This is a genomic window from Virgibacillus dakarensis (assembly GCF_900155625.1).
GTDB classification, from domain to species: Bacteria; Bacillota; Bacilli; order Bacillales; family Amphibacillaceae; genus Lentibacillus_C; species Lentibacillus_C populi.
Map to the genome: position 1 here is coordinate 1,185,877 of NZ_LT732553.1, position 26,553 is coordinate 1,212,429.

Here is a 26,553-nt window from a genome sequence, read left to right on the forward strand (position 1 = left end):
TGGTAGACATGTCGGAACAAATACTAATCGTAGCTGTAAAAAAACCGGAACAGACCACCGAGCGCTTCAAGTCCTCATTGGATGAATTAACCTCCTTAAGTAAAACTGCAGGTGGAACAGTAAAAAAAATCATGACGCAAAATCGTAATCGAATCCATCCTGCATATTACATTGGTGAGGGGAAAATGGAAGAAATTGCAGAGCAAATAGCTGAACTGGAAATCGATTTAGTCATCTCCAATGATGAGCTATCTGCTGGGCAATTACGAAATCTGGGGGAACGATTCGGCGTTCGGATAATTGACCGAAGTCAGTTGATATTGGATATTTTTGCTACTCGTGCCAATACGAAAGAAGGAAAGCTGCAGGTCGAACTGGCACAATTACAATATATGCTGCCAAGGCTTCACGGGCAAGGTTTGGCATTATCCCGGCTAGGAGCTGGTATCGGTACACGCGGGCCTGGGGAGACAAAGCTGGAAACTGACAGGCGTCATATCAGGCAGCGGATTTTTGATATAAAACGGCGTCTGAAAATGGTCGTTGGCCAGCGTGAACAGTACCGGAACCGCCGTAAATCCAATCACGTTTTTCAAATTGCCATTGTTGGGTATACCAATGCAGGGAAATCGACACTGTTCAACCGGATTACCAGGAGCCAAACACTTGAGGAGGATCAACTATTTGCAACCCTTGATCCGCTCACACGGAAAATTCAGTTTCCATCCGGTTTCAGGTCGCTTGTTACCGATACGGTCGGATTTCTTCAGGACTTGCCGACATCACTTATTGCTTCTTTTCGATCAACCCTTGAAGAGGTTACCGAGGCCGATTTTATTTTGCATGTTGTTGATGCATCACATCCGGATCAGGAGCAGCATCAGGATACCGTTCTTACGTTACTTGAGGAGTTGGGTGCCCACTCAATCCCGATGTTAACGGTATATAACAAACAGGATTTGCTGACAGAAGAGTTCATCCCTGCACATCATCCGTCCATCCTGATTAGTGCCTTTGATGAGCGAAACATTCAAGATTTATTAGCGAAGGTGGAAGCGATTTTAAGGGATGAATGGGTATGGTACAGAACGATACTCGATCCTGATCAAGGAAAATTAATAGACCGGTTTGCACATGAGACGATAGTCGATGAACAGGTTTATGATGAAGAACAAATGAAATATTTAATGAAAGGCTTTATCCGGGAAAGTCACCCGCTAACAAGCCAATTAAAGGAGCAATAACGTACGAATGATAGAACAATTTGCAGAACAGGCGGAACTGGATTGTAAAAACATCCACGACAACATCCGAAAAACAGTTGAAGTGAATCAAAAACGGGTACTTGATGCGTTTAAACATAACCGGGTCAGTGACAGTCATTTTCATTCCACTACCGGTTATGGTTATGATGACAATGGAAGGGAAACATTGGAAGCCGTATATGCGCAAGTGTTTGGTGGCGAAGATGCTTTAGTAAGACCGCAGATCGTATCTGGAACACATGCGATTTCTACCGTGTTATTCGCCTTACTGAGACCTGCTGATGAACTTGTGTATATGACAGGTAAACCATATGATACACTTGAATCGGTTATTGGAAAACATGCTGACAATACAGGCTCATTAAAAGATTTTGGAATTACCTATAGGGAAGCAGACCTCCTGCCAGATGGTGCAATTGATTACCAGGGAGTAAATCGAACCATCACGCCAAGGACAAAGGTCGTTGCTATCCAGCGATCAAAGGGGTATGATGATCGTCCATCCTTTACGGTTCAGCAAATAGAAGAAATGGTACACTTTGTTAAAGAAATAAATCCGGAAATAATCGTCTTTGTTGATAACTGTTACGGTGAATTTGTTGAGGAAAGAGAACCATTACATGCTGGTGCAGATATTATTGCTGGTTCCTTAATTAAAAATCCTGGTGGTGGGATCGTTCGTTCAGGTGGTTATATCGTTGGGCGCAAAGATCTCGTCAGCCAATGCGGCCATCGTTTGACTGCACCAGGACTGGGGAAAGAAATGGGTGCCACATTACAGATGCTGGAGGAGATGTACCAAGGATTTTTCTTAGCTCCGCATGTTGTCGGGGAAGCATTAAAAGGGGCTGTTTTTACAGCGCGATTTTTAGAATTGATCGGATACACGACAAAGCCAGATTATCAAGCGGAACGAACGGATTTAATTCAATCGGTAACGTTTGCTAATGCGGAGCAAATGGTTGCATTTTGCCAAACCATTCAAATGAACTCGCCTGTCAATTCATTTGTGACACCAGTGCCAAGTCCGATGCCTGGCTATAAGGATGATGTCATCATGGCAGCTGGAACGTTTATTCAAGGAGCAAGCCTTGAACTAACTGCAGACGGACCGTTACGTGCCCCATATACCGCGTTTGTGCAAGGCGGCTTAACCTATGAGCATGTGAAAATTGCTTTAAAGGAAGCTGCTATAGATCTTATCGATAAGGGTTTCCTGACGTTAAAATAGGGTAAAGAAAAAAAGAGGTGGGAAGCCACCTCTTTTTTGCACTTTAAGAAAATATAAGATTTTATCACGCATTAAGGTAAAAGAAAAACTTCGGCATTCGCTAATAGGATGAGCCAAATACCGAATTTTTTAAAGTTAATGTAAGGAAACCTAACATTAACTTGACAGGATCTATTACATACTTTAAAATGTTATTTAATAACAAATAGGAGGGGAGTAAATGAACGATCAGGATAGACGTTCCATGCCTTTATTCTCGATCGGTATCGTCAAGAAATTAACCGAATTAACGGCAAGGCAAATACGAAATTATGAGGGACACGGGCTTATTCATCCCGAGAGAACAACCGGTAATCAGCGATTGTTTTCCTTTAACGATGTTGATCGTTTACTGGAGATAAAAGACCTGCTTGATAAAGGTATTAATCTCGCTGGTATTAAGCATTTGCTGGTCCTTGAAGAACAAAAATTATTGCTGGAAAAACAGAAACAAGAAGAACAGTATGCCATTCTATCGGATAAAGAATTAAGAAAAATGCTGAAAAACGAGTTATACGAAGCAGGCAGAATGGGTAAGACAAGTTTGCGACAGGGTGAGTTATCAAGATTTTTTCAATAAAGGCAAACTTCATTCAGTGGTGGTTTCTTTTTATACCCTGCTGAATCTTGGTTGAACGAATCGATCCTTTAAGGTCAGTTGATCGCCCATTTGCCTTTTTTTATCAAAGTCTTGAAGGCGGGTTTTACTGCCCGTTGAGGTTGGATAAACATATTTAACATACATTTAGGAGGAAACTGCATGGGTTCAAAATTAACGAAAGAGCAAATCTATAAAAAAATCGAGGAGGAAAACGTTCGCTTTATCCGTTTGCAATTCACCGATATGCTTGGAACGATTAAAAACGTGGAAATCCCGCTAGGTCAGCTGGAAAAAGCATTGGACAATAAAATGATGTTTGACGGTTCCTCAATTGAAGGGTTTGTCCGGATTGAAGAATCTGATATGTATTTATATCCTGATTTAGATACATTTGTTGTCTTTCCATGGACATCAGACAAGGGAAAAGTTGCCCGGTTTATTTGTGATATCTACAATCCGGATGGTACACCATTTGCAGGGTGCCCGCGTTACAATTTGAAACGTAACGTTAAAAAAATGGAAGCATTAGGCTTTAGTGCATTTAATATCGGAACAGAACCAGAGTTTTTCTTATTTAAGCTGGATGAAAAAGGCGAGCCTTCCTTGGAGTTGAATGACAAAGGTGGATATTTTGATTTAGCGCCGACAGACTTGGGAGAAAACTGCCGCCGCGATATCGTACTGGAATTGGAAGAAATGGGATTTGAAATTGAAGCTTCTCACCACGAGGTTGCACCGGGTCAGCACGAAATTGATTTTAAATACTCTGATGCAGTCAAACATGCTGATGACATCCAAACGTTTAAGCTTGTTGTCAAAACAATTGCTAGAAAACATAACTTGCACGCCACTTTTATGCCGAAACCGCTTTTTGGGGTCAATGGTTCAGGTATGCATGTTAATATGTCGCTATTTCAGGATGGAGAAAATAAATTTTTTGATCCAGATGGGGAAATGCAACTGAGTGAGGTAGCTTACCAGTTTACCGCCGGCATCATTAAGCACGCAACTAATTTTACAGCAGTCACAAATCCAACGGTCAATTCGTATAAAAGACTTGTCCCTGGTTATGAGGCACCTTGTTATGTGGCGTGGTCCGGTACGAATAGAAGCCCGCTTATCCGAATTCCGTATTCAAGAGGGTTAAGTACACGTATCGAAGCAAGAAGTGTTGATCCATCTGCCAATCCATATATGGCGATGGCAGTACTGCTAGCGGCCGGATTAGACGGAATTAAAAATGAGTTAACACCGCCAACTGCAGTAGATCGTAATATCTATGTCATGGATAAAGAGGAACGCGAGAAAAACGGTATTAAAGACTTGCCGGCAACCTTAATGGATGCATTAGAAGAGTTGCAAAAAGATGAAGTGATTGTGGAAGCACTTGGTGAGCACCTTTATGAGCATTTTATTGAGGCGAAGGAAATTGAATGGGACATGTTCCGCACGACGGTTCATCCTTGGGAGCGGGAGCAGTATTTGACTAGTTATTAAGGTTGATATAATAGGGTTCCAGGTCGTGGCCGTGTCCTGGCTTTTGGCTTTTAGAGCTTATGTCCTTGACACCCCTGGAATACCCCCAAAAAATATTTAAGTTCAAAATACCGACCTGTTGAATTTTAACTGGGCGGTATTTTTTCTTTACTTAATTTATAGATATGGTGTTTCTAATAGTAAAAGATTTAAATAATCCCCCAGTAAATAAAGGATCAAGTCACTTTGGTTTTTTGCTAATCTTATCAACACCCTTCACTGCAGGGAATTAGCAGATGATGATAGTGGCCATTTTCAAGTGATTTTCCCTTTCAGGTTAAAATTGTGAATGAAAAATAGATGGAGTCATGGTAGAATACTCTTAATCGGTTTCCCAAACCGGTATTGTTTAGACCGGAGGCGAGTTAGGTTGAAGAAATGGTTGGGCAGCGCGTTGTTGTTTATCATGTTTGGCTTTTTGGTGCTAAGCCAGGCCATCCAAATAACCTCACATATTAACGTAGAGCAAGTTGACGAAGCAACGATTTCTTCGGCAAGTTATATATCGGATATAAATGCTGCCCATATTACTGCACCAGCTACACTACCAGTTCAAAACGAATATAAAGCAGATCCAATCCTTCCTGCAGTAAAAACGGTTGTGTACCAAATTACATCTATTGCTAATCAGGTTGACTTTTTCCAAAACGATGTAGAAGCAGCTGGGTTTTTAGATGTAAGAAAATACCAATCGAACTATCTCCCCTTATACGAGTGATTGATTTTGAATGTAGCCTTTAGCTTTCATTAGCAAATTGAAGGCTTTATTTGGCGTGGGTTTAATAATAAGTACTGAAAAATAAAGGGGAATAGTTCGTGATGAAGAATAACAAACCTTATTGGAAGGAATCTCTTGAATGTTATCTGTTTGTATTTATATTCATGCTTTTGTTTATAGGTACATTTATTGTTAGCGGCCAATTAACAGGAACAGATTGGATAGCATTCTTTAAGCAATTTTTCCAGAAATAGATTACCAACCTTTTAAACTGGGTAATTTACTAATAAAAACCTTGATACGCATACCGCGTATCAAGGTTTTTTAATGAATATTCCGGTATAGCCCAATTACCTTGCCTAAAATCGTCACATTTTGATAAATGAGGGCTTCCATTGTTGCGTTTTCCGGCTGTAGGCGAATGTGGTCCTTTTCTTTAAAGAATCGCTTGACAGTAGCTTCATCCTCATCCGTCATGGCAACAACAATATCCCCGTTTTGTGCTGTATTTTGCTGTTTTACGATAACCATGTCTCCGTCTAATATACCAGCTTCAATCATACTCTCTCCTTCGATTACCAGTACATATAAACTGTCATCTGGTCCTGCGCTTGAGCTTGGCAGCGGAATGAACTCTTCGATATTTTCGACCGCAGTAATCGGGATACCAGCTGTAACTTTGCCGATTACTGGTGCATACCGCGCTTCATCTTTCGGAATATTATTCTCCTCTAATGGATCCAAAATTTCAATTGCTCTAGGTTTGGTTGGGTCTCTTCTGATATAGCCCTTGCTTTCGATCCTCGCTAAATGGCCATGGACAGTAGAGCTTGATGCAAGTCCAACTGCACTTGCTATTTCTCTAACAGATGGCGGATAGCCTTTCAACTTAACCTGATCCTTAATGTAATCAAGGATCATTTGTTGCCTTTTGGAAAGCTTGGTCATGTAATAAACTCCTCCCGCATAGTATTTATTACCACTAGTTTATCACTAGAATGAAATATTCGCAAACGTTCGTTCGAAAAAAATGTTGACAGGATCGTGTGTTCGGGTGTATGATGGTTTTAAGTCGAACAATAGTTCTTATACTAAAAAGGAGCTGATGGCTATGTTTGGAAAACTTACGAAAACAGATGTATTCTATCTTGTAACATTTGCTTTAACATTAGGATTTTTATATTTTTCCATGATCACTAGCGCATAATTGTGTACTAATTATGAGCGAAGGGGTAATTATCGTGAAAGCTATTCTTTACTGTCGGGTAAGCACGGATAAAAAGACACAGGAAACATCATTGGCGAGACAAAGGCAGGAGCTTATTACACTTGCAGGAAAATACGATTTTTCTGTTGAGAAAGTAATTGAAGAGCAGGCAAGCGGTTATGAGATTGATCGGGACGGTATATTTCAGCTGCTGGACTGCTTTTCTGCAAAAAACGCTGATTGTTTGCTTATTCAGGATGAAACAAGATTAGGCAGAGGTAACACAAAGATTGCCTTATTCCATCAATTACACAAAATGAGTATTCCAATCTATACTGCTATTCATGACGGAAGGCTGGAACTTTCTGAGTCCGATTCCATGGTTTTGCAAATTGTCGGGATCGTAGAAGAATATCAACGCAGAATACACAATAGCAAAATCAAGCGAGGGATGAAAAAAGCAATTAATGAAGGGTATGATCCGAGTAAGAATCTGGCATACCGAAACAAAGCACCAGGTCGTGAACGAAAGGCATTTCCGATTGAAGAGGTTGTTCGGTTAAGGCAAAAGAAGCTAACCTTTGAGGAGATTGCCCATACATTAAACGGGATGGGGCATTCGGTATCAAAAGCAACGGTTCACCGAAGGTATCAGGAGTATCATAACGCTTGAAACTATTATATAGGAACGGTATGATAAAAACGCGAGGAACATGATAATGGTTCTTGCGTTTTTAAAGTTGGAGGTTTTTACTATGATTGGAAAAGAAAAACTGGAACGGATCAATACATTAGCGAAAAAGGCCAAATCAGAAGGACTAACGGACAAAGAAAAACAGGAACAGCATGAGCTGCGGCAAGAATATTTGAAAAACGTGCGAAAATCGTTTAAAAATCAATTAAAGACGATGACGGTAGTTGACTGGGAAGGAAATGATGTGACACCACAAAAACTGCGTGATATGCAAGAGAGAGAGAGAAAGCATTAGTTTTTACAAGACCAAATACGGTAGCTTGCTAATACTTGTGAGATTAGGAACTTCAATATAAAATAGAGTGGTAATCACAACTTGACGAAACGGAGGAAAACAAAGATGTCAGAAAATGTTGAACAGTTATCTATTAATACAATTCGTACGTTAGCAATTGATGCCATCGAAAATGCTAATTCAGGGCATCCAGGTTTGCCAATGGGTGCTGCGCCGATGGCATATACATTATGGACTGATTTCATGCATCATAACCCGAAAAACTCCAAATGGTTTAATCGTGACCGTTTTGTTCTTTCAGCAGGACATGGTTCCATGCTGTTATACGGTTTACTGCATTTGTCCGGCTATAATCTGACAATTGATGACCTAAAGGAATTCCGTCAATGGAACTCGAAGACACCAGGACATCCTGAGGTACATCATACAGATGGTGTCGAAGCAACAACCGGACCATTAGGACAAGGAATTGCCATGTCTGTTGGGATGGCAATGGCTGAAGCGCATCTCGCCGCTACCTATAATAGGGATAACTACTCGGTTATCGATCATTATACATACGCTCTAATTAGTGATGGTGATCTGATGGAAGGTATTTCCCATGAAGCCGCTTCACTCGCTGGGCATCTCCGGTTAGGAAAATTAATCGCGCTATATGATTCAAACGATATTTCCCTTGACGGGGAGCTGAACCGCTCATTTTCCGATAATACAGAAGAACGCTTTAAAGCATACGGATGGCAGGTCATCAGGGTTGAGGATGGCAATGACGTAAATGCGTTACGTAAAGCGATTAAACAAGCAAAAGAAAATACCGAACAGCCGACATTAATCGAAATCAAAACGATTATCGGCTATGGGTCACCGAACAAATCAAACTCAAGCGCATCACACGGTGCCCCACTAGGTGCGGATGAAGTAAAATTGACCAAGGAATATTATAAATGGGAGCATGAAGATTTTAATGTTCCAGATGAAGTATATGCTGATTTTAACAAAAAAATCGGCAAAAAAGGTGCTGAAGCGGAGCAGGCTTGGAATGAACTGTTCACAGCATACAAGGAAAAATATCCTGAATTAGCAGATGAACTGGAACGTGCTATAAAAGGGGAATTGCCTGCAGACTGGGATAAAGAACTTCCAGTGTATGAACCCGAAAAAGATAAACTGGCAACAAGAGCTTCTTCCGGTGAAGTATTAAATGCAATTGCGAAAGCCGTACCATATTTCTTTGGCGGAAGTGCTGACCTGGCAGGTTCAAACAAAACCACGTTAAAAAATGAAGATGACTTTTCCCGTAACAATTATGCTGGCCGCAACATTTGGTTTGGTGTTCGTGAACACGCCATGGCAGCAGCACTAAATGGAATGGCATTACACGGCGGATTAAAAGTATATGCTGGTACATTCTTTGTATTCAGTGATTATTTACGACCTGCTGTACGATTGTCATCCATTATGAAAACGCCGGTAACATATGTATTTACGCACGATTCGATTGCGGTTGGCGAAGATGGTCCGACACATGAACCGATTGAACAATTAGCAGCAATGCGGGCAATGCCGGGACTTTCCCTGATTCGTCCTGCCGATGGAAACGAGACACAAGCAGCATGGCGCATATCCTTGGAATCAAAGGACAAGCCAACAGCACTCGTGTTAACCAGACAAGGGTTACCAACATTAGAGGGCACAAAAGAAAACGCCTATGAAGGGGTTAGAAAAGGTGCATATGTTATTAGCAAGTCAGCAAAAGACGTTCCAGATGCGTTATTACTTGCAACTGGTTCCGAAGTGCAATTAGCTATTGGAGCTAAAAAGGCCCTACAAGAAAAAGGCATTGATGTAAGTGTTGTCAGCATGCCGTCATGGGATCGGTTTAACGAGCAGGATGAAGCATACAAAAATGAAGTTCTGCCAGCAAATGTTAAAGCCCGAGTAGGAATTGAGATGGCCGCTTCATTTGGGTGGGAGCGTTATGTTGGTGACAATGGTACGATAATTGGTATTGATCGATTTGGCGCTTCTGCAAAAGGTGAAAAAGTTATTGAGGAATACGGGTTTACAGTAGAAAATGTTGTTGCAGAGGTTGAAAAGTTAATAAAATAATAAATGAAAACGGGTGGCTCACTAACTGTGGGGCGCCCGTTTTACTATTCAGTTCTCTTTTATCCCGCCTCACCGTTCATTAGACCCCTGCTTCAAGCCTTGAAAAATATAGAAGGATAGATAGCTGAGTAGCACCATCCGTAACGATCCGATTCGTTCAACTCAGTAGGGAGGATGGGATCCCCCGTTGAATGAAGTTCTACTTTATTCAACGGGCTGTACTTTTGTTTGTAATCGACAAAACTAGTAGGATTTCGCATCAGGAAATGACATAATTTTTAACTGGAATACGTATAATAGAGTTAAAAGGGGAGGGGTTTTCGGTGGGGAATTATTCTATCTATTGGGTAAAGGAAGAATTTGCGTATCGGTATTTCCATAAAAGTGGAATATTATATCGTTTTTTAAAAGAATATCAAAATAATCCGGAGAGAACGGACCTCAAAAATCAGTTTAAGTTTATTACCAATACATTTTCAACTAGTGCTTTGATAACCCACATTAAAAATAACGAGAAAAACAGACGTAATGTAACAATTGATGGCAACTATCTCGAAATGCGAAACGAAGACACGCAAGCTATCTCTTTACATATCCACGAAAAACAGATAAACTTTCGTTGTGAAATGTTGCATGATGCCGAAATGTTGTTGTTTCCAGCACTACGATCATTTCAGCCATTTCTCTTTATTATGAGAAATGACGTCGATAACTATGGTTGGATCTCGCCGGTTTCAAAGGAAAGAGCATATTTGCATGGACAAGTATTGTATTCTTAACATTGATTTACTATACTGTATGAGAGACAACATGAAGGAGGAAAGCTTGCATGGCTACGATTTGGGTCGTATTAATAGCTATTATTGCCTTGATTGCTGGTGTCGCTCTCGGATTTTTTATCGCCAGAAAATATATGATGAATTATCTAAAGAAGAACCCACCAATTAATGAGCAAATGCTTCGGACTTTAATGATGCAAATGGGTCAAAAACCATCACAGAAAAAAATCAATCAAATGATGCGTGCAATGAACAATCAGCAAAAGTAATCAGCAATCATCATATATTGTCAGAATGGATTAGCATCATACATAATACCCCTTAGTACCTGTTGGTAGTAAGGGGTATTTTAAAATTTTGGTCATTCCGATCACAAGCGATCAAATTCAGCCCTTGCTACTCCGTTTCCAAAAGGTTTGGATAATTGTCAAATTCATTTTCTTCGATTAGCTGCATAATTTGTTAAAATAGAGAGAGCAAATGGTTTTCTTAGGAGGATTTTTATGTCTGAAATAAATATTTTTATTGCATTTGGCGCGGGTTTTTTATCCTTTATTTCACCTTGTGTACTTCCGCTTTATCCTGCTTTTTTATCGTATATAACCGGCATGAGTGTGTCCGATTTAAAAGATGACAGCAGGAAATTTAATAAAAAAAGCATGTTACATACGGTTTTCTTTTTGGTTGGATTTTCCTGTATTTATATCATGATGGGTTTTACTTCTTCTATCCTGTCCGAGTTCTTAAGAACCTATCAGGAGGTCATCCGGCAAATTGGCGCCATCTTAATTATCTTTTTTGGACTTGTTATTGTCGGCGTACTGAATTTTAAATTTCTGATGAAGGATAAGAAAATCACTTTTAAGAATCGTCCAGCTGGATACATTGGTTCCTTTATCATTGGCTTGGCCTTTTCCTTGGGATGGACACCTTGTATGGGACCAATTTTAATGATAGTTCTTTCCTTGACAGCACAGAATCCTGACATAGGTATCGTGATGATGGTTAGCTATATATTAGGTTTTTCCCTGCCGTTTCTGATATTATCATTTTTCATTGGGAAACTTAACTGGATTAAGCGGCATAGTGTTATCCTTGTGAAAATTGGCGGATCCATCATGATCTTGATGGGGATCGCACTGTTTTTCGATTGGATGACGCAATTAACGTCGTTTTTATCCGGCTGGTTAAATTTCAAAGGGTTTTAGAATAGATTTTCCGATATGGTTGTATTATGATGTACCTATATATGTTTTTAAAAGGGGCCGTATTACATGTTTAAACCGAATGATCTCATATTGCGTACAACAACATCATTAATTGCATTTATTTTATTAGGATTTGCCGTTTATTTATTGCTTGCAGGTCATAATTCACCTGGCGGGGGCTTTGTTGGTGGCCTGATGACTGCCTCAGCAATTGTTCTGATGAATATGGCGTATGGAATGGAAACGGTAAATAAAATCTTACCGATTAATTACCGGACTCTGATTCCAATCGGATTACTAATTGCCGTAGCAACTGGAATCGGCTCATTTGTTTTTGATGTACCTTTCTTATCACATACATTCGGACACTTTACATTGCCAATTTTTGGTGAAGTAGAACTTGCAACGGCAATGCTTTTTGATCTTGGTGTTTATGTGACTGTATTGGGGGTAACCATGACAATTATTCTAACCATCGCAAATGATCAAGAAGATGGGCTGGAGGGGAACGAGATTGGCGAGGATTCTGATAGTTGATGATGCAGCATTTATGCGGGTTACATTAGCATCCATTTTTAAAAGAGAAAATCATGAAATTGTTGGCGAGGCAAAGGATGGAAATGAAGCAATTGAACTGTATAAGAGAACAAATCCTGATTTAGTGACAATGGACATTACCATGCCTGTAATGAACGGTATAGATGCGATGAAAGAAATTATCAAGTATGATGAACATGCAAAAATCATCGTATGTTCCGCGATGGGTCAGCAAAAGGTTGTTACCCGTGCAATTGAAATCGGGGCAAAGGATTTTATTGTGAAGCCGTTTGATGAGAATCGTGTCCTGGAAACAATAGATCGTGTATTACATAAAATGAAGCGGGCTGGTAGTCATCCAAGAAAGAGTTGATGAAACATGTTTTGGGTTATTGCAAGTACGGTAGTTGCTTTTTTTATGGCTACCACCATGATTTTTGTTCGATTAAAGGCTGCAAAAAAACCGGCTTCGGTAAAGAAAATCATTTTACCGCCGTTATTTATGAGTACCGGTGCATGTATGTTTTTTGTGCCTGAATTTCGTGTTGCCTGGACACAAGTTTTAGAGGCATTTTTTGTGGGAGTATTTTTTTCCATATTTCTTATTAAAACATCAAAATTTGAAATAAAGGACAATGACATTTATTTGATTCCGTCAAAATCATTTGTGTTTATTTTATTCGGTTTACTCCTTGTACGAATTATCATTAAGCTGATTATTGGCAGTACGATTTCATTGGGTGAAACGAGTGGAATGTTCTTTTTACTTGCGTTTGGCATGATTTTATCATGGAGACTAGCCATGTTATACAAATACAAGAAATTGGAAAAGGAATTAAAATATCATAGTGTATAAGGAAACGCCCGTATCAATGCGGGCGTTTTTGCTTTAATTTTTGTTTTACTTTATATTTGTACGTTCCCGGTGAAAGCTGAAATAAAGGTTCATAAGGCGTAATATCGATTTCTTTTTCGCGCAGTTTTTTCCTTAAAAACTTGTGATCACGTTTTGGTGTAGCAATGATATAACCTTCAATAAGCACGTCCTGCGTTATTTTCTTACTCTGTTTCCTGAGTGCGACTTCGCCAATCTTACTGGCAATTGATTGTCTGGCTACATCGCGGAACAATTCAGGGACAGGGGATACTAATTCTTCTAATAACTTTTTTTCGCTGTCGCCCCACATATCTTTCGTTTTCTCCATGTAATATTCTTCCCAGTCCATGGTTGATTTGCCATCTTCCTTAGGCAATCGTTTTAAAAATTTACGGAACATAAAGAAGCCGCCGATTGACATGAGTGTTATGAGCAGGATCCCCCATATGATAATGAAATAATCCATTAAGATCGACATAATTTCACCTATTTTCTCCTGATTTTATCGATAAATCAATTATGTAAAGAGTTCTAAAGATTTATTTTTTTCGCTTTTTATAGTAAGATACAAATACTTGATGCTTTTATTCGTGTGAATCAAGATTACAACTCACTCTTAATTATAATAGGAGTTTACCACACAAACAAGTATCATAATTGTATACGATAATACATATAAGTAGATTTAGAGGGATAAATGTTGGATTTTGCAAAAAAGGGGGCAATGGTATTGAGGCAAAAATTAAATGTGGATAAAAAATCAGGTGATAAAGCGAATACGCAAAATCAAACGCAATGCAAGTCTGCGGGAAATGATAACTTCATTTTTCACGATGCGACAACTCTCCCAGGAGTTATGGTTGATTGGAGTGAAGAAAACCGAAGTGATGTTATTACAATCTGGGATCGTAATGGGAAGGTCTGCTTTGTATCAAAGTCTGTGGAACGTTTGCTGGGGTACAAAACGATGGAGCTTAAAGGAACACAGTGGTACGAAAAAATTTTACCGGAAGATGCCGCATATATGGAAGAACAGCTTAAGGGTACGGAACAAACCGGACAAATTTTCAACATCAATATTCGGGATAAGGATGGTAAATATATATGGTCAGAATGTAAAGTGGAAAGGATAAAGGACGAAACCGGAAACGTTTATTATATTTCGGCATTACGGGATATTTCAGACAAAAAAGAGATGGAAGAGATGATGATCCGTTCGGAAAAAATGTCAATTGCTGGACAATTGGCAGCAGGGGTCGCCCATGAAATCCGTAATCCATTAACATCTCTAAAAGGGTTTATTCAATTGTTGCAAGCAGGTGTTGATCGGAAAAAAGAATATTATAAAATTATGATTGATGAAATTGAAAAAATGGAAACTATTACATCCGAGCTTTTATTTATCTCAAAACCGATGACCGATAATAAACAAAAGGAATCGATAGCAGAAATGATTCGGGATGTTACCGAATTATTAAAGCCGCAAGCGAGGTTAAAGGGAATAACGTTTGAATGGGAACAATCAACCGATGTTCTCGTTCATTGCGACCGTTCGCAGATTAAACAAGTATTAATTAATTTAACTAAAAATGCCATTGAAGCAATGGAAGATGAGGGAACGATCCATATACAAGTTCATACTTCGGATCGACAAGTTGTCATTGATGTGATCGATCAGGGGCCAGGTATATCAGAGGAAATCATACATAAACTGGGAGAGCCGTTTTTCACCACGAAGCAAAATGGAACAGGACTTGGATTGATGATCACAAAGCAAATTCTGGATCGGCACAATGCCAAATTGGATATTTCCCAAAATGCAGATAAGGGAAGTACCTTCTCCATCGTATTTCAAAAGGCGGCAGATTACTAGAGGTATAATTTGACAATTCACTATCATTTAAAAGCTATATATGTGCATGTGCAAAAGTTGCCAAATTAGCAGGCCGGCTTAGAACGCTGGGCAAGGGGCATGTTTCCTTTATCTTCTAAGGTAGGAATGTTCGGTTAAAACCCCCGCTCCCGGCGGCAACACCGAACCACACTAAATGGCAGGGCGCAGCATATACGCGGGCTCCAGGATGCAGGTCATGCCGACGTTGGTTATTGACGTGCCGGTTTTAGTCATCCTTCCTTAAACCGGGCGCTTGCGCCTTTGTTCATATCCTCGATAAGTATTGGTTATCAATTTACATAAATATTTACTATATGCCGTACAGCTGGAAACAGTTGCTTTTTCGCACAAAAATCATTTAATATAAAGTAGATGATACATGTATTTTTGCTGTCTACTATTCTAGTTGGGGTATGGTCAGAATAGTTGACAATTTGAAAGGGGTATGGCTTACATGACAAAACAGGATGCGTTTCAAGCGAAAAAGCAATTTGAACTAAATGGAAAAACGTATAACTACTATCATTTAAAAGCGTTGGAAGACGGTGGATCTAGTAATATATCACGTTTACCATTTTCTATTCGTGTGTTACTAGAATCGCTTATTCGTCAACATGATGGTCGTGTTATTAAAGATGAACATGTAACAGGATTAGCAAAATGGGGAACAAAAGATGGCAAAGGGGTAGATGTGCCATTCAAACCTTCACGCGTTATTTTACAGGATTTCACTGGTGTACCTGCCGTTGTTGACCTTGCTTCATTACGAAAAGCAATGGTTGATATGGGTGGCGAGCCGGATAAAATCAATCCGGAAGTGCCAGTTGATTTAGTAATTGATCACTCCGTACAAGTTGACCAGTACGGAACACCTAATGCACTTAAAGCAAATATGGAGCTTGAATTCGAGCGGAATGCTGAGCGTTACCAATTTTTAAACTGGGCACAAAAGGCATTTGAAAACTATCGAGCTGTTCCACCTGCAACAGGAATCGTTCACCAAGTAAACCTGGAATATATTGCCAGTGTTGTCCATGGTCTGGAAAATGAGGACGGAACCTATGATGCATTCCCGGATACACTGGTTGGTACCGACTCCCATACGACGATGATAAATGGGCTGGGTGTACTTGGCTGGGGTGTTGGTGGTATTGAGGCGGAAGCAGGCATGCTGGGTCAGCCATCTTATTTCCCTGCACCTGAGGTAATTGGTGTTAAATTTATCGGCAGCTTTCCACAAGGAACAACAGCTACAGACCTAGCGTTAAAGGTAACACAGGTATTGCGCGAGAAGAATGTTGTTGGCAAGTTTGTTGAATATTTCGGCCCCGGGTTACAAGATATGCCGCTTGCTGATCGTGCAACAATTTCCAACATGGCTCCAGAATATGGTGCAACATGCGGATTCTTCCCGGTCGATGATGAATCATTAAGCTATTTACGTTTAACCGGCCGTAGTGAGGAGCATATTGCATTAGTTGAGAAGTATTGCAAGGAAAACAATCTGTGGTATTCTCCTGATCAGGCAGATCCGGAATACACGGAGCTGGTAGAAATCAATCTTTCCGAACTGGAACCGAACTTGTCAGGTCCTAAACGCCCGCAGGATTTAATTGCTTTATCCAACATGAAAAAGGAATTTAATAAAGCGGTGACAGCACCCGCAGGTAATCAGGGATTAGGTTTGGATAAAACGGAATTTAATAAAGAAGTAACCATAGAACATCCAAATGGTAAAACTTCGGTTATGAAAACCGGTGCACTGGCAATTGCTGCCATTACATCATGCACCAATACATCAAACCCTTATGTCATGCTCGGTGCCGGGTTAGTAGCTAAAAAGGCTGTTGAAAAAGGATTACGTGTACCTGAATATGTTAAAACATCTCTGGCACCAGGATCAAAAGTTGTCACAAGGTACCTGGACGATTCTGGCCTGCAGCAATATCTGGATCAAATTGGCTTTAATTTGGTTGGTTATGGCTGTACAACATGTATCGGTAACTCCGGTCCTTTACGTGAAGAGATTGAAGCAGCCATTGCAAAAAATGATTTGACAGTTTCGTCCGTATTATCTGGTAACCGCAACTTCGAGGGGCGTATCCATCCACTAGTGAAAGCAAACTATTTGGCTTCACCACCTTTGGTTGTTGCCTATGCGTTAGCGGGAACCGTTGATATTGACCTGACTACAGAATCACTTGGTACGGATAAAGACGGAAATCCAGTTTATATGAAAGATATTTGGCCAACAATGGAAGAGATAAAAGAACAAGTCGAAAGTGTTGTTAAACCTGAGATTTTCCGTAAAGAATACGAAAATGTCTTTAGTTCGAATGAAAAATGGAACGAAATTGAAACAACAGATGAACCTTTATTCGAGTGGGATGAAGAATCTACCTATATTCAAAACCCGCCATTCTTTGAAGGGTTATCAAAAGAGGCGGGTTCTGTTAAACCGCTAACGGATTTACGTGCGATTGGTAAATTTGGTGACTCTGTAACAACCGACCATATTTCACCTGCTGGAGCAATCGCAAAGGATATGCCAGCTGGAAAATATCTGCAGGATAAAGGTGTGTCACCACGTAACTTTAACTCCTATGGTTCAAGACGTGGTAACCACGAAGTTATGATGCGTGGAACATTCGCCAACATTCGGATTCGTAATTTACTTGCACCAGGTACGGAAGGCGGGTATACAACGTACTGGCCAACAGAAGAAGTAATGCCAATTTATGATGCTGCAATGAAGTATCAGGAAAATGGCACTGGACTACTTGTCATGGGTGGCAAGGATTATGGGATGGGCTCATCACGTGACTGGGCAGCTAAGGGAACAATTCTGCTCGGTATTAAAACGGTTATTGCAGAAAGCTTTGAACGGATTCATCGCTCAAACCTTGTTATGATGGGTGTACTTCCATTACAATTTGAAAAAGGTCAAAATGCCGATAAACTAGGTTTAACCGGTAAAGAATCATTTACTGTTGAAGTAGACGAAAATGTACAGCCACATGATCTTGTAAATGTTACAGCCGTCGATGAAAATGGCAAAACAACTACATTCAAAGCAATTGCCCGTTTTGACAGTGAAGTAGAAATTGACTACTATCGCCATGGTGGTATTTTACAAATGGTTTTACGTAATAAACTGGAGAATTAATCTAGTGTAAAATAAGTCCTTACAAGAAGTATTATGTGTAAGGACTTATTTTTATTTTTGACCATTTTCCAACAATGATCATGTTTCCTTTACAAATAGGAATGACATCATGCATACTGTAATAAGTATTATGGAAGCCTCAGTAAGGAGAGACATTTCAATGAAACAAATACTTGGAATTGCAGTGATTGCGCTACTGGCAGGAATATTGATTTTCAATTTTGCGGAAAAAAATAAGGAACAATCAGCAGCAGATACCGATAAGACTGCAGTAAACATAAGCAAAGATCCAGACGTGAAAGGTGCTGCGATCGTTTCACCGGGAAAATCAAGTATTGAACCTGGCCAACCGGCTCCGGATTTTGAACTGGAATCACTTGATGGAGACACAGTCAGACTATCAGATTTTAGGGGAAAGAAAGTCTTTTTGAATTTTTGGGCCAGCTGGTGTGGGCCATGTCGAATTGAGATGCCAGAGATGCAAAAGTTTTATGACGAACACAAAGATGAGGTAGAAATAGTGGCTGTAAATACAGAGCCTAACGTGGGAAAGGCAAGAAATTTTATTGAGGAAAATGGTTATACGTATCCGATATTATTGGACAAAGATATGAAGGTTGCTAATCAATATGCAATTTTTGGACTACCAACAACATACTTTATCGGCACCGACGGGAAGATTCAGCAGGAAAAAAAGGTCGGTCCCATGACCTATGAATTTATGACAGAAACGCTTCACAGCTTAGAATGATTATAATTTTCTAAAGAAATGGTAATACTCTTAATAAAAAAAGGAGTGGATTACGATTTCTTTAAAGAAAAAACTGACATTTGACGAATTGGTTAGCCAAAACCGCGAACAAATATTACAGGATCAAGTATTAATGGAAAAAATTGAGCAAAATTTAGAAATGAAACGGAATCAATTTTTAAAAAGAAAGAATGAAAAGTAGTGCCAGTAAACAGCTTTCAACTTTTGGATGATATCAAAGTGAAAGCTGTTTTTTTGTATAGTAAAAACATTATTGCAGAATATAATGATGATACTTTACAGGAAAGGAGATTCAAAATGGCAAATGATTCTTACAAACCAAAGCCTGATGACCGAAGCGATAATGTAGAAAAACTGCAAAGTATGGTACAGGATACGATTCAAAATATTGAAAAAGCACATGATACGATGGAATTTTCTTCTGATGAAGAAAGAGAAAAGATTAAAGAAAAAAATAAACGTCGTGAGGAAGCTATTGAAGGAATGCGACAGGAAATAAAAGATGAAGCGCATGACCAACAGCAATCCTAAAACCAAAAACCCGGACTAATGTATTCCGGGTTTTTTAATGAAAAGCAAAGTTCCTTCATTTGCTGCTTATTTATGATAAACTATTTAGTGGCAGTAGTAGAAGGAGGATCTTAACATTGAGCAAAGTACGGACACCAATAGAAGTAAGATATCAGGAAACCGATCAAATGGGTGTTGTCTACCATGCCAATTATTTAGTTTGGTTTGAAATAGGCAGAACCAAATTTATCGAAAATCTTGGACTTAACTATGCAGACATGGAAAAACATAACGTTGTTTCACCTGTTATAGATGCGCAAATTTCTTTTAAAAAGCCAATTCGTTACGGGGAAGAAGCTATTGTTGAAACATGGCTGGAAAAATATGATGGCTTACGTTCTGTTTATGCCTATCAAATTTTGAATGGAGCTGGTAATGTAGCTGTAAGCGGTACAACCGAACATGTCATTGTCAAAAAAGACAGCTTCCGGCCATTATCATTACGGCGTGCGTTCCCTGATTGGCATGAAGCATATTCCAGGCAAATAAAAGGAAATTCCTGATGGCCTTCGGGTTAAAACGTCAGGATTTATTACAATGGAAGCGTGAAGTGAGAAGTGGGAATATTGCTTTCCTGACCCATTATTGGCAAGATCCAAGATTTCCTGGCTGTAATACGGTTACAAAAGTTGGGTGTAGCGACGTGAAGAAATTGATTTCGTGGGGCAATAAATATGGTTTAAAGGAAGAATGGATTGATCACTATCAGGATTATCCTCATTTCGACTTATTTGGCGAGCGGCAAAAACTGATTTTACGCAATGAACAGCAGTGGGGACAAATAAGACGATTTAATCTATAAAGAACAAAAGCGGAAGCGCCCGGTTAGCGGCGTATGTGCTGCGCCCTGCCAAGCAGGGTGGTTCGGTGTTGCTGCGCAAAGCAGCGGTTTTAACCGAACATTCCTACCGCAGGAGATAAAGGAAACATGCCCCTTCATAGGGGTATGCCGACGTTGGCCGCAAAGGCCGTTCTTAGTCGGCCTTCCTTCCCACCCGAGCCGATGTTGACTTATCGTACGGAGGTGAGGGAAGCACACTAGCCGCTGGGCGCTGGAGCTGGAAGTGGCTTACTGCCGAGAGCAGAATAGAGGCTTTAAACTTCCTTATCTTATAAAAAAAGGAAAATCGGATAGGAGCCAATCTTCCTTTTTGTTGGTATAGAATCTATTCGTAGCTGAATTCAGGTTCATTTTTAGCCTTGTTAAGTTTTACAAACAAATCTTTCTCTTCAAAATACCAGGCATCTTTTGCCTCAATAAAAAAAGTTAAACCGTCAACCTGATAACTGGTGTACATTTCGTTCGGGGTATCCACACGGACCCCTAACGAGAACCCGGGAATATGACCGCCAAATCCATATCGTACATAATAGCGCAGCCGGGCAGGCGTTTGCAGGTCAAACTCACTTTTATACCATTCAGCCGTATCATTTGTCACGTGTAGTTTCAAACCCGTCAGCTCCCTTTAAACCGTTTCTGTTTTTTCTCTTTCTTTTCCGGTACTAAATCAACCCCACCAGGATGAAATGGGTGGCATTTCCCGATCCGTTTAATGGTTAAATAGCCCCCCTTAATTGCTCCAAACCGTCTAAAGGCCTCCAGCCCGTATTCGGAACATGTAGGATAAAATCGGCACGAAGGCGGTTTAAATGGACTGATTGCTTTCCGGTAAAATTTGATTAATGTGATGAAAATGTATTTCATATTATTATCCTTCTTCACTGCGATTTAACAAGAAGTTCAGATCGATGTCTCAGCATGTTTCTTATCATACGTCACGGATGCAATCGCATCATGCATATGAATGGATTCCTCATTACGGCAGACAACTTTAAATTTTTTAACAAAAGGCATCTCGTAAAGATCAGCAGCAACAAGCCGCACCATATCTTCAACAAATCTTGGGTTTTCATATGCCGCTTCTGTAACCATTTTTTCATCTGGTCGTTTCAAAACAGGATGGAGCCTTGAGCTTGCATTACTTTCCGCAGCATTAAGCAGCTGTTCCTTCCAATCCAGTTTGGTTTCATCAACATTATCATCCAAATTAATTTCCATCGTTACATAGCCACGTTGATTGTGTGCACTGTATTCACTAATCTCTTTGGAACAAGGACATAACGTTGTGACTGGCACCGATAGGGAGGTAGAAACGTTAAATCCTTTTTTCTGGTCATAAGCAACCGTTATTCCACAATCCGCGTGGTTCATGCCAGAAAGGTCTGATTGTGGACCGCGTCGTTCATAAAACCAGGGAAAGGTAACCGTAATTTCAGCGTCACGTTGTTTTAAACGTTCAGCAAGATCTTTCGTAAACCGTTTCAATGTAGCTATATCCGCAGAGAAACCTGCTTCATGGTACAGATTCAGCTGTTCAGTAAAGCGGCTCATATTTGTCCCTTTACTTGTTTTTTCGATTGCTGACGTAAATTGAAATGTACCAATACTTGTTTGTGTTTCGGGATGCAAATTGCTGGTAATTACGATTGGATGCTTCACATTAGTAATGCCAACTTCATCCAGATCAAATAAAAAGTCTTTTTTTGTATTTTGCAAATCGGCCATTTTACTTTTTTCAACCGGTTTCGTTTTCGGACCAGGCTCAACCGAACCAAATAATTTATGTCGTTCTGCTTTGTTTGGTAATTGTTTTTTTGGGAGTGTTTCAAATTTATTCATAGCGTCATCACCTCTCTGCTCCTAACAATTAAAGTATACTGAAGTGAGCAGTAATATTCAATTGATTGGTTTATCACGCATTAACGGGATGAAATACCTCCCACCGAATGAAGTAACTTTATACTTAAAACCCAGGGGAAAAAGGCAAAAGTATGCTGTAATGGATACTTCTGCTACCAACTGGAAATAATGCTTAAAAAATTAAAGCTACACAATCCTGGAAAACCTGCACCCTCACCAGTTTCCACCAATCTGGCCTCTAACCTCTGACTATCACATCCAGGTAATTTTTGGTTCGGTTTTGTTTTTAATACGTTTAATATTTTCCTTGTGGCGATAGAAGACGAAGATAGTTAATGCAGCTACAGCGATAATCAGGAAAATATCCTCCTTGAGCAAAATAGCTGCAATGACCGCAACTATCCCTGTAATCATCGATGATAGGGAAACATATTTAGAGAGATATAACGTAAGCAGGAATGTAACGATCATAATAATGAATAATAGCGGACTAACGCCTAAAATAATACCTCCTGAAGTTGCCACTGCTTTCCCGCCCTTAAATTTTGCAAACAGTGGGTATGTATGACCAATAACGGCAAATAGCCCAATTACGAGCCGGTAAACGTCTGCATCAACAAGTAATGGAAGAAGTGTTGCTAATGTTCCTTTTAAAATATCAGATAGAGTAACAATAATTCCTGCCTTTAAACCTAATACACGAAAGGTGTTGGTTGCACCCAAATTACCACTGCCATGCTCGCGTATGTCTATTTTATATCCTGCTTTTCCCACGATCAATGCGGATGGTATTGAACCTAAAATGTATGCCAGACAGGCGAATACAACATATTCCATATGATTCCTTCTCTCTTAATATAACAATTGTATAGTTTATTCTACCATGAACTTGTCCAGGAAAGAACCTATAATCGCAACTTATTCATTTAGCTTTCGTTTATTCGATGTTTTTGACTTGCAATTTTCGTACATGTTTCTAAAACTAGTAATAAGGGTATGACCATTAAAAGAATTCTATCTAAGGAGGGAAAGAAACAGGTGATTGAATTTAATCGGGTAAACAAGGTATATCCAGACGGGACTGAAGCACTAAAAGACTTCTCGCTCCAGGTAAATAACGGAGAATTGGTCACCCTAATCGGTCCAAGCGGCTGTGGGAAAACAACAACAATGAAAATGATTAATCGGTTAATTGAGCCTACATCTGGGGCAATATACATAAATGATAAAGACATTAATGATTATAATATTCATGAATTACGCTGGAATATTGGATATGTTTTGCAAGAGATTGCCTTATTTCCGCATATGACAATTGAGGAAAATATTGCAGTTGTACCGGAAATGAAAAAATGGAAACGCAAAAAAATCCGTGAACGAGGGAGAGAGTTACTGGATATGGTTGGACTTGATCCTGCCACATATCAAAAAAGGATGCCAAGTGAATTATCCGGCGGTCAGCAGCAGCGTATTGGCGTCATACGTGCACTTGCCGCAGATCCGGACATTATTTTAATGGATGAACCATTTAGTGCATTGGATCCTATTAGCCGTGAACAGCTGCAAAGTGATATTCGCAAATTACAAAAAGAAATTAAAAAGACGATTGTTTTCGTAACTCACGATATGGATGAAGCGATGGCAATCGGTGATAAAGTATGTCTAATGCGGCATGGTCAGGTCGTCCAGATGGATACACCACAAGAGCTTATTTTGCATCCAGCGACCCAATTCGTCAAAGATTTTATTGGGGAACGAAAATCACCGTGGCAAACGGCTGTTGACGTCATTGCCGATCAATCAAATGATCGGGTGATTACGAAAAAAGTGTTTGCTGAAAAGACATATCAAACTGCCGGTACGTATATTATCCGGGATGAACATAACATGTATTACGGTGCAGCAACGAACGGAATTTTCCATGAGGTCAAAACATTGGACAATCATTTGCCATTGTATAAAGCGACAGAGATTATCCAATCGAGTGACCAAGTATTATTTCCGGTTGTAAAAGAGCAAAAATTAGTCGGTGTTTTAAGCTACAAAGATATTGTTGCCTTTCTTAAAAGCAAAACAAAAATGGAAAACGGGGTGATCCAATAATGGAAACGTTTATCTCCGTTTTCGAAAAACGACAAGATGTATTAGTGGAAACCATTTGGGAGCATTTACAAATTTCGCTTATTTCGCTCATCATTGCGATTATTATTGCCGTGCCTTTAGGGTTAATCCTTACGAGATATGAACGGGTTGCTGAACCGATAATTGGAGTCTCCGCAATCATGCAAACCATTCCAAGTCTTGCCGTATTAGCATTTCTTATTCCATTCTTTGGGATTGGGACAACACCAGCAATTATCGCATTAACGGCCTACGGTTTATTGCCAATTTTACGTAACACGTATACAGGAATAAAGGAGGTAGCCCCTGCACTTAAGGAAGCGGCAACAGGAATGGGGATGAATTCGTTAAAACGATTGACGAAAGTAGAACTGCCAATTGCTATGCCTGTGATTATGGCAGGGATTCGTACGTCAATGGTTTTAATCGTTGGCACAACAACAATCGCGGCATTAATTGGTGCTGGCGGCTTAGGGGAATTAATTTTATTAGGTCTTGACCGTGGTGCAGATATTAATCTAATACTGCTGGGGGCAATTCCCGCAGCATTGCTCGCCATTATCCTCGACTTTATTTTACGAGGGTTTGAACGGATTTCCCGGAGAGCAGGATTTAAATCATTTGTGGCAATGTTAATGATCGCCGTTCTTGTAGTAGCTTCTCCTTTATTATTTCATTCCGGTAAAAAGGCTGACCTTGTTATTGGGGCTAAGCTGGGATCTGAACCAGCGATCCTAATTAATATGTACAAGCTGTTGATTGAAGAAAATACCGATTTAAACGTTAAATTAAAGCCCGGATTGGGTAAAACAGCATTTGTCTTCAGCGCCTTACAGAAAGGAAGTATTGATATTTATCCGGAATTCACCGGTACGGCGATTGTTACGCATATGAAACAAGAAGCAAAAAGCACTGATCCGGATCGAGTATACAAGCAGGCTAAGCAGGGAATGAAGAAACAATATGATATGGAACTGCTTGCGCCAATGAAATACAACAACACATATACGGTGGCAACCACTAAGGAATTTGCCGAACAACATGATTTGCAATCGATTGGCGATTTGAATAAGATTGAAAACGATGTAACAGCAGGGTTTACATTAGAGTTTAAAGACCGGTACGATGGCTATGTTGGGATGCAGGATGTTTACGGGTTGGATATTGCAAACGTGAAAACAATGGAACCAGGTATCCGCCAAGAAGCGTTGTCCAGTGGTGAAGTCGATGTAATTGATGCCTATGCTACTGACAGTTATATGATAGAATTAGGCTTAGTAACATTGGATGATCCGCAAAATCTGTTTCCGCCATATCAAGGTGCACCACTTGTACGTACGGAAACATTGGAAGAATACCCTGGATTAGAGGGAATTTTAAATCAGCTTGGGGGTAAAATAACGGACGATCAAATGCGGCAAATGAACTATCTGGTAGATTATGAAGATGAGTCACCAGAGAAAGTAGCAAGGGATTTTTTAATTAAGCAAGGACTACTGAAGCATTGAGGAGGTTTTGTTAATGGAAAACCCTGCAAAGGAAACAATTAAAAATATATTGCAAGAAGCAAAAACAATCGCTGTTGTCGGATTATCGGACAAACCGGAACGCACATCATACCAAATTTCAAAGCGAATGCAGGAGCAGGGATATAAAATTATTCCGGTTAATCCGAAAGTCGATAAGGTTCTTGGTGAAAAAGCTTATTCCTCATTAACTGATATTCCAGCGAAAATTGATATCATTAATGTTTTCCGGCGGCCCGAATTTCTGCCTGGGATTGCTAAAGAAGCAGTGCTTACGGAAGCGAGCGTATTTTGGGCACAGCAAGGGATAGAAAACGATGAGGCATATGACTTTTTAACAGAGCACGGCATTACTGTTATAATGGACATGTGTATTAAAGTCGCCCACTCCGTTTTAATCGGCAATAAATAGGCTCGGGGGATGACTCTGACCAGTCATCCTTTTTACCTTACAGGATGTTCAAAAAGTCACCAAGCGATAATGCTTACTTTTTTCAATCCTTGGTGAGTATAGCGATTTTCCTCCATACGTTGTGAATTTGAGGGAGCTTTCCTTGATGCTCTCTTACTACGCCGTCCCGACCTTCAAGACCCAATTTAGCGACTTTTGAACATCCTTTTGCGCGGGTATATTTCACATGATTGCTATACAATCCGAAATTAATTGTAGTATACTATTAGACATGCTCAGGTATGAATAAGACAAA

30 protein-coding genes are annotated in these 26,553 nt (G+C 39.8%); 24 read left to right on the forward strand and 6 right to left on the reverse strand.

The window, feature by feature from the left end:
- Positions 1-8 precede the first annotated feature (8 nt).
- From hflX to CZ382_RS05900, 5 genes are all read left to right on the forward strand, one after another.
- Complete coding sequence (gene hflX / locus CZ382_RS05880) at positions 9-1,244, forward strand: GTPase HflX (protein WP_088050278.1); 1,236 nt, start codon at positions 9-11, stop codon at positions 1,242-1,244.
- A 7-nt stretch (positions 1,245-1,251) separates the two neighbouring features.
- Positions 1,252-2,496, forward strand: a complete 1,245-nt coding sequence (locus CZ382_RS05885) for a methionine gamma-lyase family protein (RefSeq protein WP_088050279.1) — start codon at positions 1,252-1,254, stop codon at positions 2,494-2,496.
- Positions 2,497-2,716: 220 nt separating this feature from the next.
- Positions 2,717-3,115 (forward strand): MerR family transcriptional regulator, encoded by a 399-nt coding sequence (locus CZ382_RS05890; RefSeq protein WP_088050280.1) that lies wholly within the window; start codon positions 2,717-2,719, stop codon positions 3,113-3,115.
- Positions 3,116-3,295: 180 nt separating this feature from the next.
- Complete coding sequence (gene glnA / locus CZ382_RS05895; RefSeq protein ID WP_088050281.1) at positions 3,296-4,633, forward strand: type I glutamate--ammonia ligase; 1,338 nt, start codon at positions 3,296-3,298, stop codon at positions 4,631-4,633.
- 409 nt (positions 4,634-5,042) lie between these two features.
- Positions 5,043-5,390, forward strand: coding sequence for a hypothetical protein (locus tag CZ382_RS05900; RefSeq protein ID WP_088050282.1), 348 nt, complete (start codon positions 5,043-5,045; stop codon positions 5,388-5,390).
- 324 nt (positions 5,391-5,714) lie between these two features.
- Here CZ382_RS05900 and lexA read toward each other — a convergent pair whose 3' ends face one another.
- Entirely contained in the window at positions 5,715-6,338 is a 624-nt protein-coding gene (lexA, locus tag CZ382_RS05905) for a transcriptional repressor LexA (protein WP_088050283.1), read from the reverse strand.
- A gap of 293 nt (positions 6,339-6,631) precedes the next feature.
- On the opposite strand from lexA, the gene CZ382_RS05910 reads away from it, so the two are divergent.
- From CZ382_RS05910 to CZ382_RS05950, 9 genes are all read left to right on the forward strand, one after another.
- Positions 6,632-7,270 (forward strand): YneB family resolvase-like protein, encoded by a 639-nt coding sequence (locus tag CZ382_RS05910; RefSeq protein ID WP_088050284.1) that lies wholly within the window; start codon positions 6,632-6,634, stop codon positions 7,268-7,270.
- Between the two features lie 82 nt (positions 7,271-7,352).
- Complete coding sequence (locus tag CZ382_RS05915) at positions 7,353-7,586, forward strand: DUF896 domain-containing protein (RefSeq protein WP_088050285.1); 234 nt, start codon at positions 7,353-7,355, stop codon at positions 7,584-7,586.
- 105 nt (positions 7,587-7,691) lie between these two features.
- Positions 7,692-9,695: a transketolase gene (tkt, locus tag CZ382_RS05920; protein ID WP_088050286.1), complete on the forward strand. Its 2,004-nt coding sequence runs from the start codon at positions 7,692-7,694 to the stop codon at positions 9,693-9,695.
- A gap of 323 nt (positions 9,696-10,018) precedes the next feature.
- Positions 10,019-10,474, forward strand: coding sequence for a sporulation inhibitor of replication protein SirA (gene sirA, locus CZ382_RS05925; protein WP_159457767.1), 456 nt, complete (start codon positions 10,019-10,021; stop codon positions 10,472-10,474).
- A 50-nt stretch (positions 10,475-10,524) separates the two neighbouring features.
- Positions 10,525-10,743, forward strand: a complete 219-nt coding sequence (locus tag CZ382_RS05930; RefSeq protein WP_088050288.1) for a YneF family protein — start codon at positions 10,525-10,527, stop codon at positions 10,741-10,743.
- A gap of 234 nt (positions 10,744-10,977) precedes the next feature.
- On the forward strand, positions 10,978-11,682 hold the full coding sequence (locus CZ382_RS05935) for a cytochrome c biogenesis CcdA family protein (RefSeq protein WP_088050289.1): 705 nt from the start codon (positions 10,978-10,980) through the stop codon (positions 11,680-11,682).
- Positions 11,683-11,748: 66 nt separating this feature from the next.
- The gene (locus CZ382_RS05940) at positions 11,749-12,219 is read left to right on the forward strand and encodes a Na(+)/H(+) antiporter subunit B (RefSeq protein WP_088050290.1); all 471 of its coding nucleotides are present in this window, start codon (positions 11,749-11,751) and stop codon (positions 12,217-12,219) included.
- Complete coding sequence (locus CZ382_RS05945; RefSeq protein ID WP_088050291.1) at positions 12,197-12,592, forward strand: response regulator; 396 nt, start codon at positions 12,197-12,199, stop codon at positions 12,590-12,592. Before CZ382_RS05940 ends, CZ382_RS05945 begins: the two co-directional genes overlap by 23 nt.
- A 6-nt stretch (positions 12,593-12,598) precedes the next feature.
- The gene (locus CZ382_RS05950; RefSeq protein ID WP_088050292.1) at positions 12,599-13,075 is read left to right on the forward strand and encodes a CcdC family protein; all 477 of its coding nucleotides are present in this window, start codon (positions 12,599-12,601) and stop codon (positions 13,073-13,075) included.
- 13 nt (positions 13,076-13,088) lie between these two features.
- Here the strand turns inward: CZ382_RS05950 and CZ382_RS05955 are convergent, their stop codons facing one another.
- Positions 13,089-13,574 (reverse strand): DUF2621 family protein, encoded by a 486-nt coding sequence (locus tag CZ382_RS05955; protein WP_088050293.1) that lies wholly within the window; start codon positions 13,572-13,574, stop codon positions 13,089-13,091.
- 252 nt (positions 13,575-13,826) lie between these two features.
- Between CZ382_RS05955 and CZ382_RS05960 the strand changes: the two genes are divergently transcribed.
- The 7 genes from CZ382_RS05960 (at position 13,827) to CZ382_RS05990 (ending at position 20,300) form a co-directional block, all read left to right on the forward strand.
- Complete coding sequence (locus CZ382_RS05960) at positions 13,827-14,969, forward strand: ATP-binding protein (protein WP_230856019.1); 1,143 nt, start codon at positions 13,827-13,829, stop codon at positions 14,967-14,969.
- 475 nt (positions 14,970-15,444) lie between these two features.
- Positions 15,445-18,156, forward strand: a complete 2,712-nt coding sequence (gene acnA / locus CZ382_RS05965) for an aconitate hydratase AcnA (RefSeq protein ID WP_088050294.1) — start codon at positions 15,445-15,447, stop codon at positions 18,154-18,156.
- Positions 18,157-18,316: 160 nt separating this feature from the next.
- Positions 18,317-18,907, forward strand: a complete 591-nt coding sequence (locus tag CZ382_RS05970; RefSeq protein ID WP_088050295.1) for a TlpA family protein disulfide reductase — start codon at positions 18,317-18,319, stop codon at positions 18,905-18,907.
- A 73-nt stretch (positions 18,908-18,980) separates the two neighbouring features.
- Positions 18,981-19,109, forward strand: a complete 129-nt coding sequence (locus CZ382_RS05975; RefSeq protein ID WP_250889635.1) for an FbpB family small basic protein — start codon at positions 18,981-18,983, stop codon at positions 19,107-19,109.
- A 116-nt stretch (positions 19,110-19,225) separates the two neighbouring features.
- A complete protein-coding gene (tlp, locus tag CZ382_RS05980) occupies positions 19,226-19,459 on the forward strand; it encodes a small acid-soluble spore protein Tlp (protein ID WP_088050991.1) in 234 nt (77 codons plus the stop codon).
- Between the two features lie 116 nt (positions 19,460-19,575).
- On the forward strand, positions 19,576-20,001 hold the full coding sequence (locus CZ382_RS05985; protein WP_088050297.1) for an acyl-CoA thioesterase: 426 nt from the start codon (positions 19,576-19,578) through the stop codon (positions 19,999-20,001).
- Positions 20,001-20,300: a hypothetical protein gene (locus CZ382_RS05990; protein ID WP_088050298.1), complete on the forward strand. Its 300-nt coding sequence runs from the start codon at positions 20,001-20,003 to the stop codon at positions 20,298-20,300. Before CZ382_RS05985 ends, CZ382_RS05990 begins: the two co-directional genes overlap by 1 nt.
- 364 nt (positions 20,301-20,664) lie before the next feature.
- Here the strand turns inward: CZ382_RS05990 and CZ382_RS05995 are convergent, their stop codons facing one another.
- From CZ382_RS05995 to plsY, 4 genes are all read right to left on the reverse strand, one after another.
- Positions 20,665-20,949, reverse strand: a complete 285-nt coding sequence (locus CZ382_RS05995; RefSeq protein ID WP_088050299.1) for a HesB/YadR/YfhF family protein — start codon at positions 20,947-20,949, stop codon at positions 20,665-20,667.
- Positions 20,950-20,954: 5 nt separating this feature from the next.
- A complete protein-coding gene (gene yidD / locus CZ382_RS06000) occupies positions 20,955-21,203 on the reverse strand; it encodes a membrane protein insertion efficiency factor YidD (protein ID WP_088050300.1) in 249 nt (82 codons plus the stop codon).
- Between the two features lie 36 nt (positions 21,204-21,239).
- The gene (folE2, locus tag CZ382_RS06005; RefSeq protein WP_088050301.1) at positions 21,240-22,178 is read right to left on the reverse strand and encodes a GTP cyclohydrolase FolE2; all 939 of its coding nucleotides are present in this window, start codon (positions 22,176-22,178) and stop codon (positions 21,240-21,242) included.
- A gap of 273 nt (positions 22,179-22,451) precedes the next feature.
- A complete protein-coding gene (gene plsY, locus CZ382_RS06010) occupies positions 22,452-23,036 on the reverse strand; it encodes a glycerol-3-phosphate 1-O-acyltransferase PlsY (protein WP_088050302.1) in 585 nt (194 codons plus the stop codon).
- A 201-nt stretch (positions 23,037-23,237) separates the two neighbouring features.
- Here plsY and CZ382_RS06015 point away from each other — a divergent pair, with 201 nt between their 5' ends.
- The 3 genes from CZ382_RS06015 to CZ382_RS06025 are packed head-to-tail and all read left to right on the forward strand — an operon-like array spanning position 23,238 to position 26,258.
- On the forward strand, positions 23,238-24,302 hold the full coding sequence (locus tag CZ382_RS06015; RefSeq protein WP_088050303.1) for an ABC transporter ATP-binding protein: 1,065 nt from the start codon (positions 23,238-23,240) through the stop codon (positions 24,300-24,302).
- Positions 24,302-25,828: an ABC transporter permease/substrate-binding protein gene (locus CZ382_RS06020; protein WP_088050304.1), complete on the forward strand. Its 1,527-nt coding sequence runs from the start codon at positions 24,302-24,304 to the stop codon at positions 25,826-25,828. Before CZ382_RS06015 ends, CZ382_RS06020 begins: the two co-directional genes overlap by 1 nt.
- Positions 25,829-25,841: 13 nt before the next feature.
- Positions 25,842-26,258, forward strand: coding sequence for a CoA-binding protein (locus CZ382_RS06025; protein ID WP_088050305.1), 417 nt, complete (start codon positions 25,842-25,844; stop codon positions 26,256-26,258).
- The last annotated feature ends 295 nt before the right edge of the window (positions 26,259-26,553 follow it).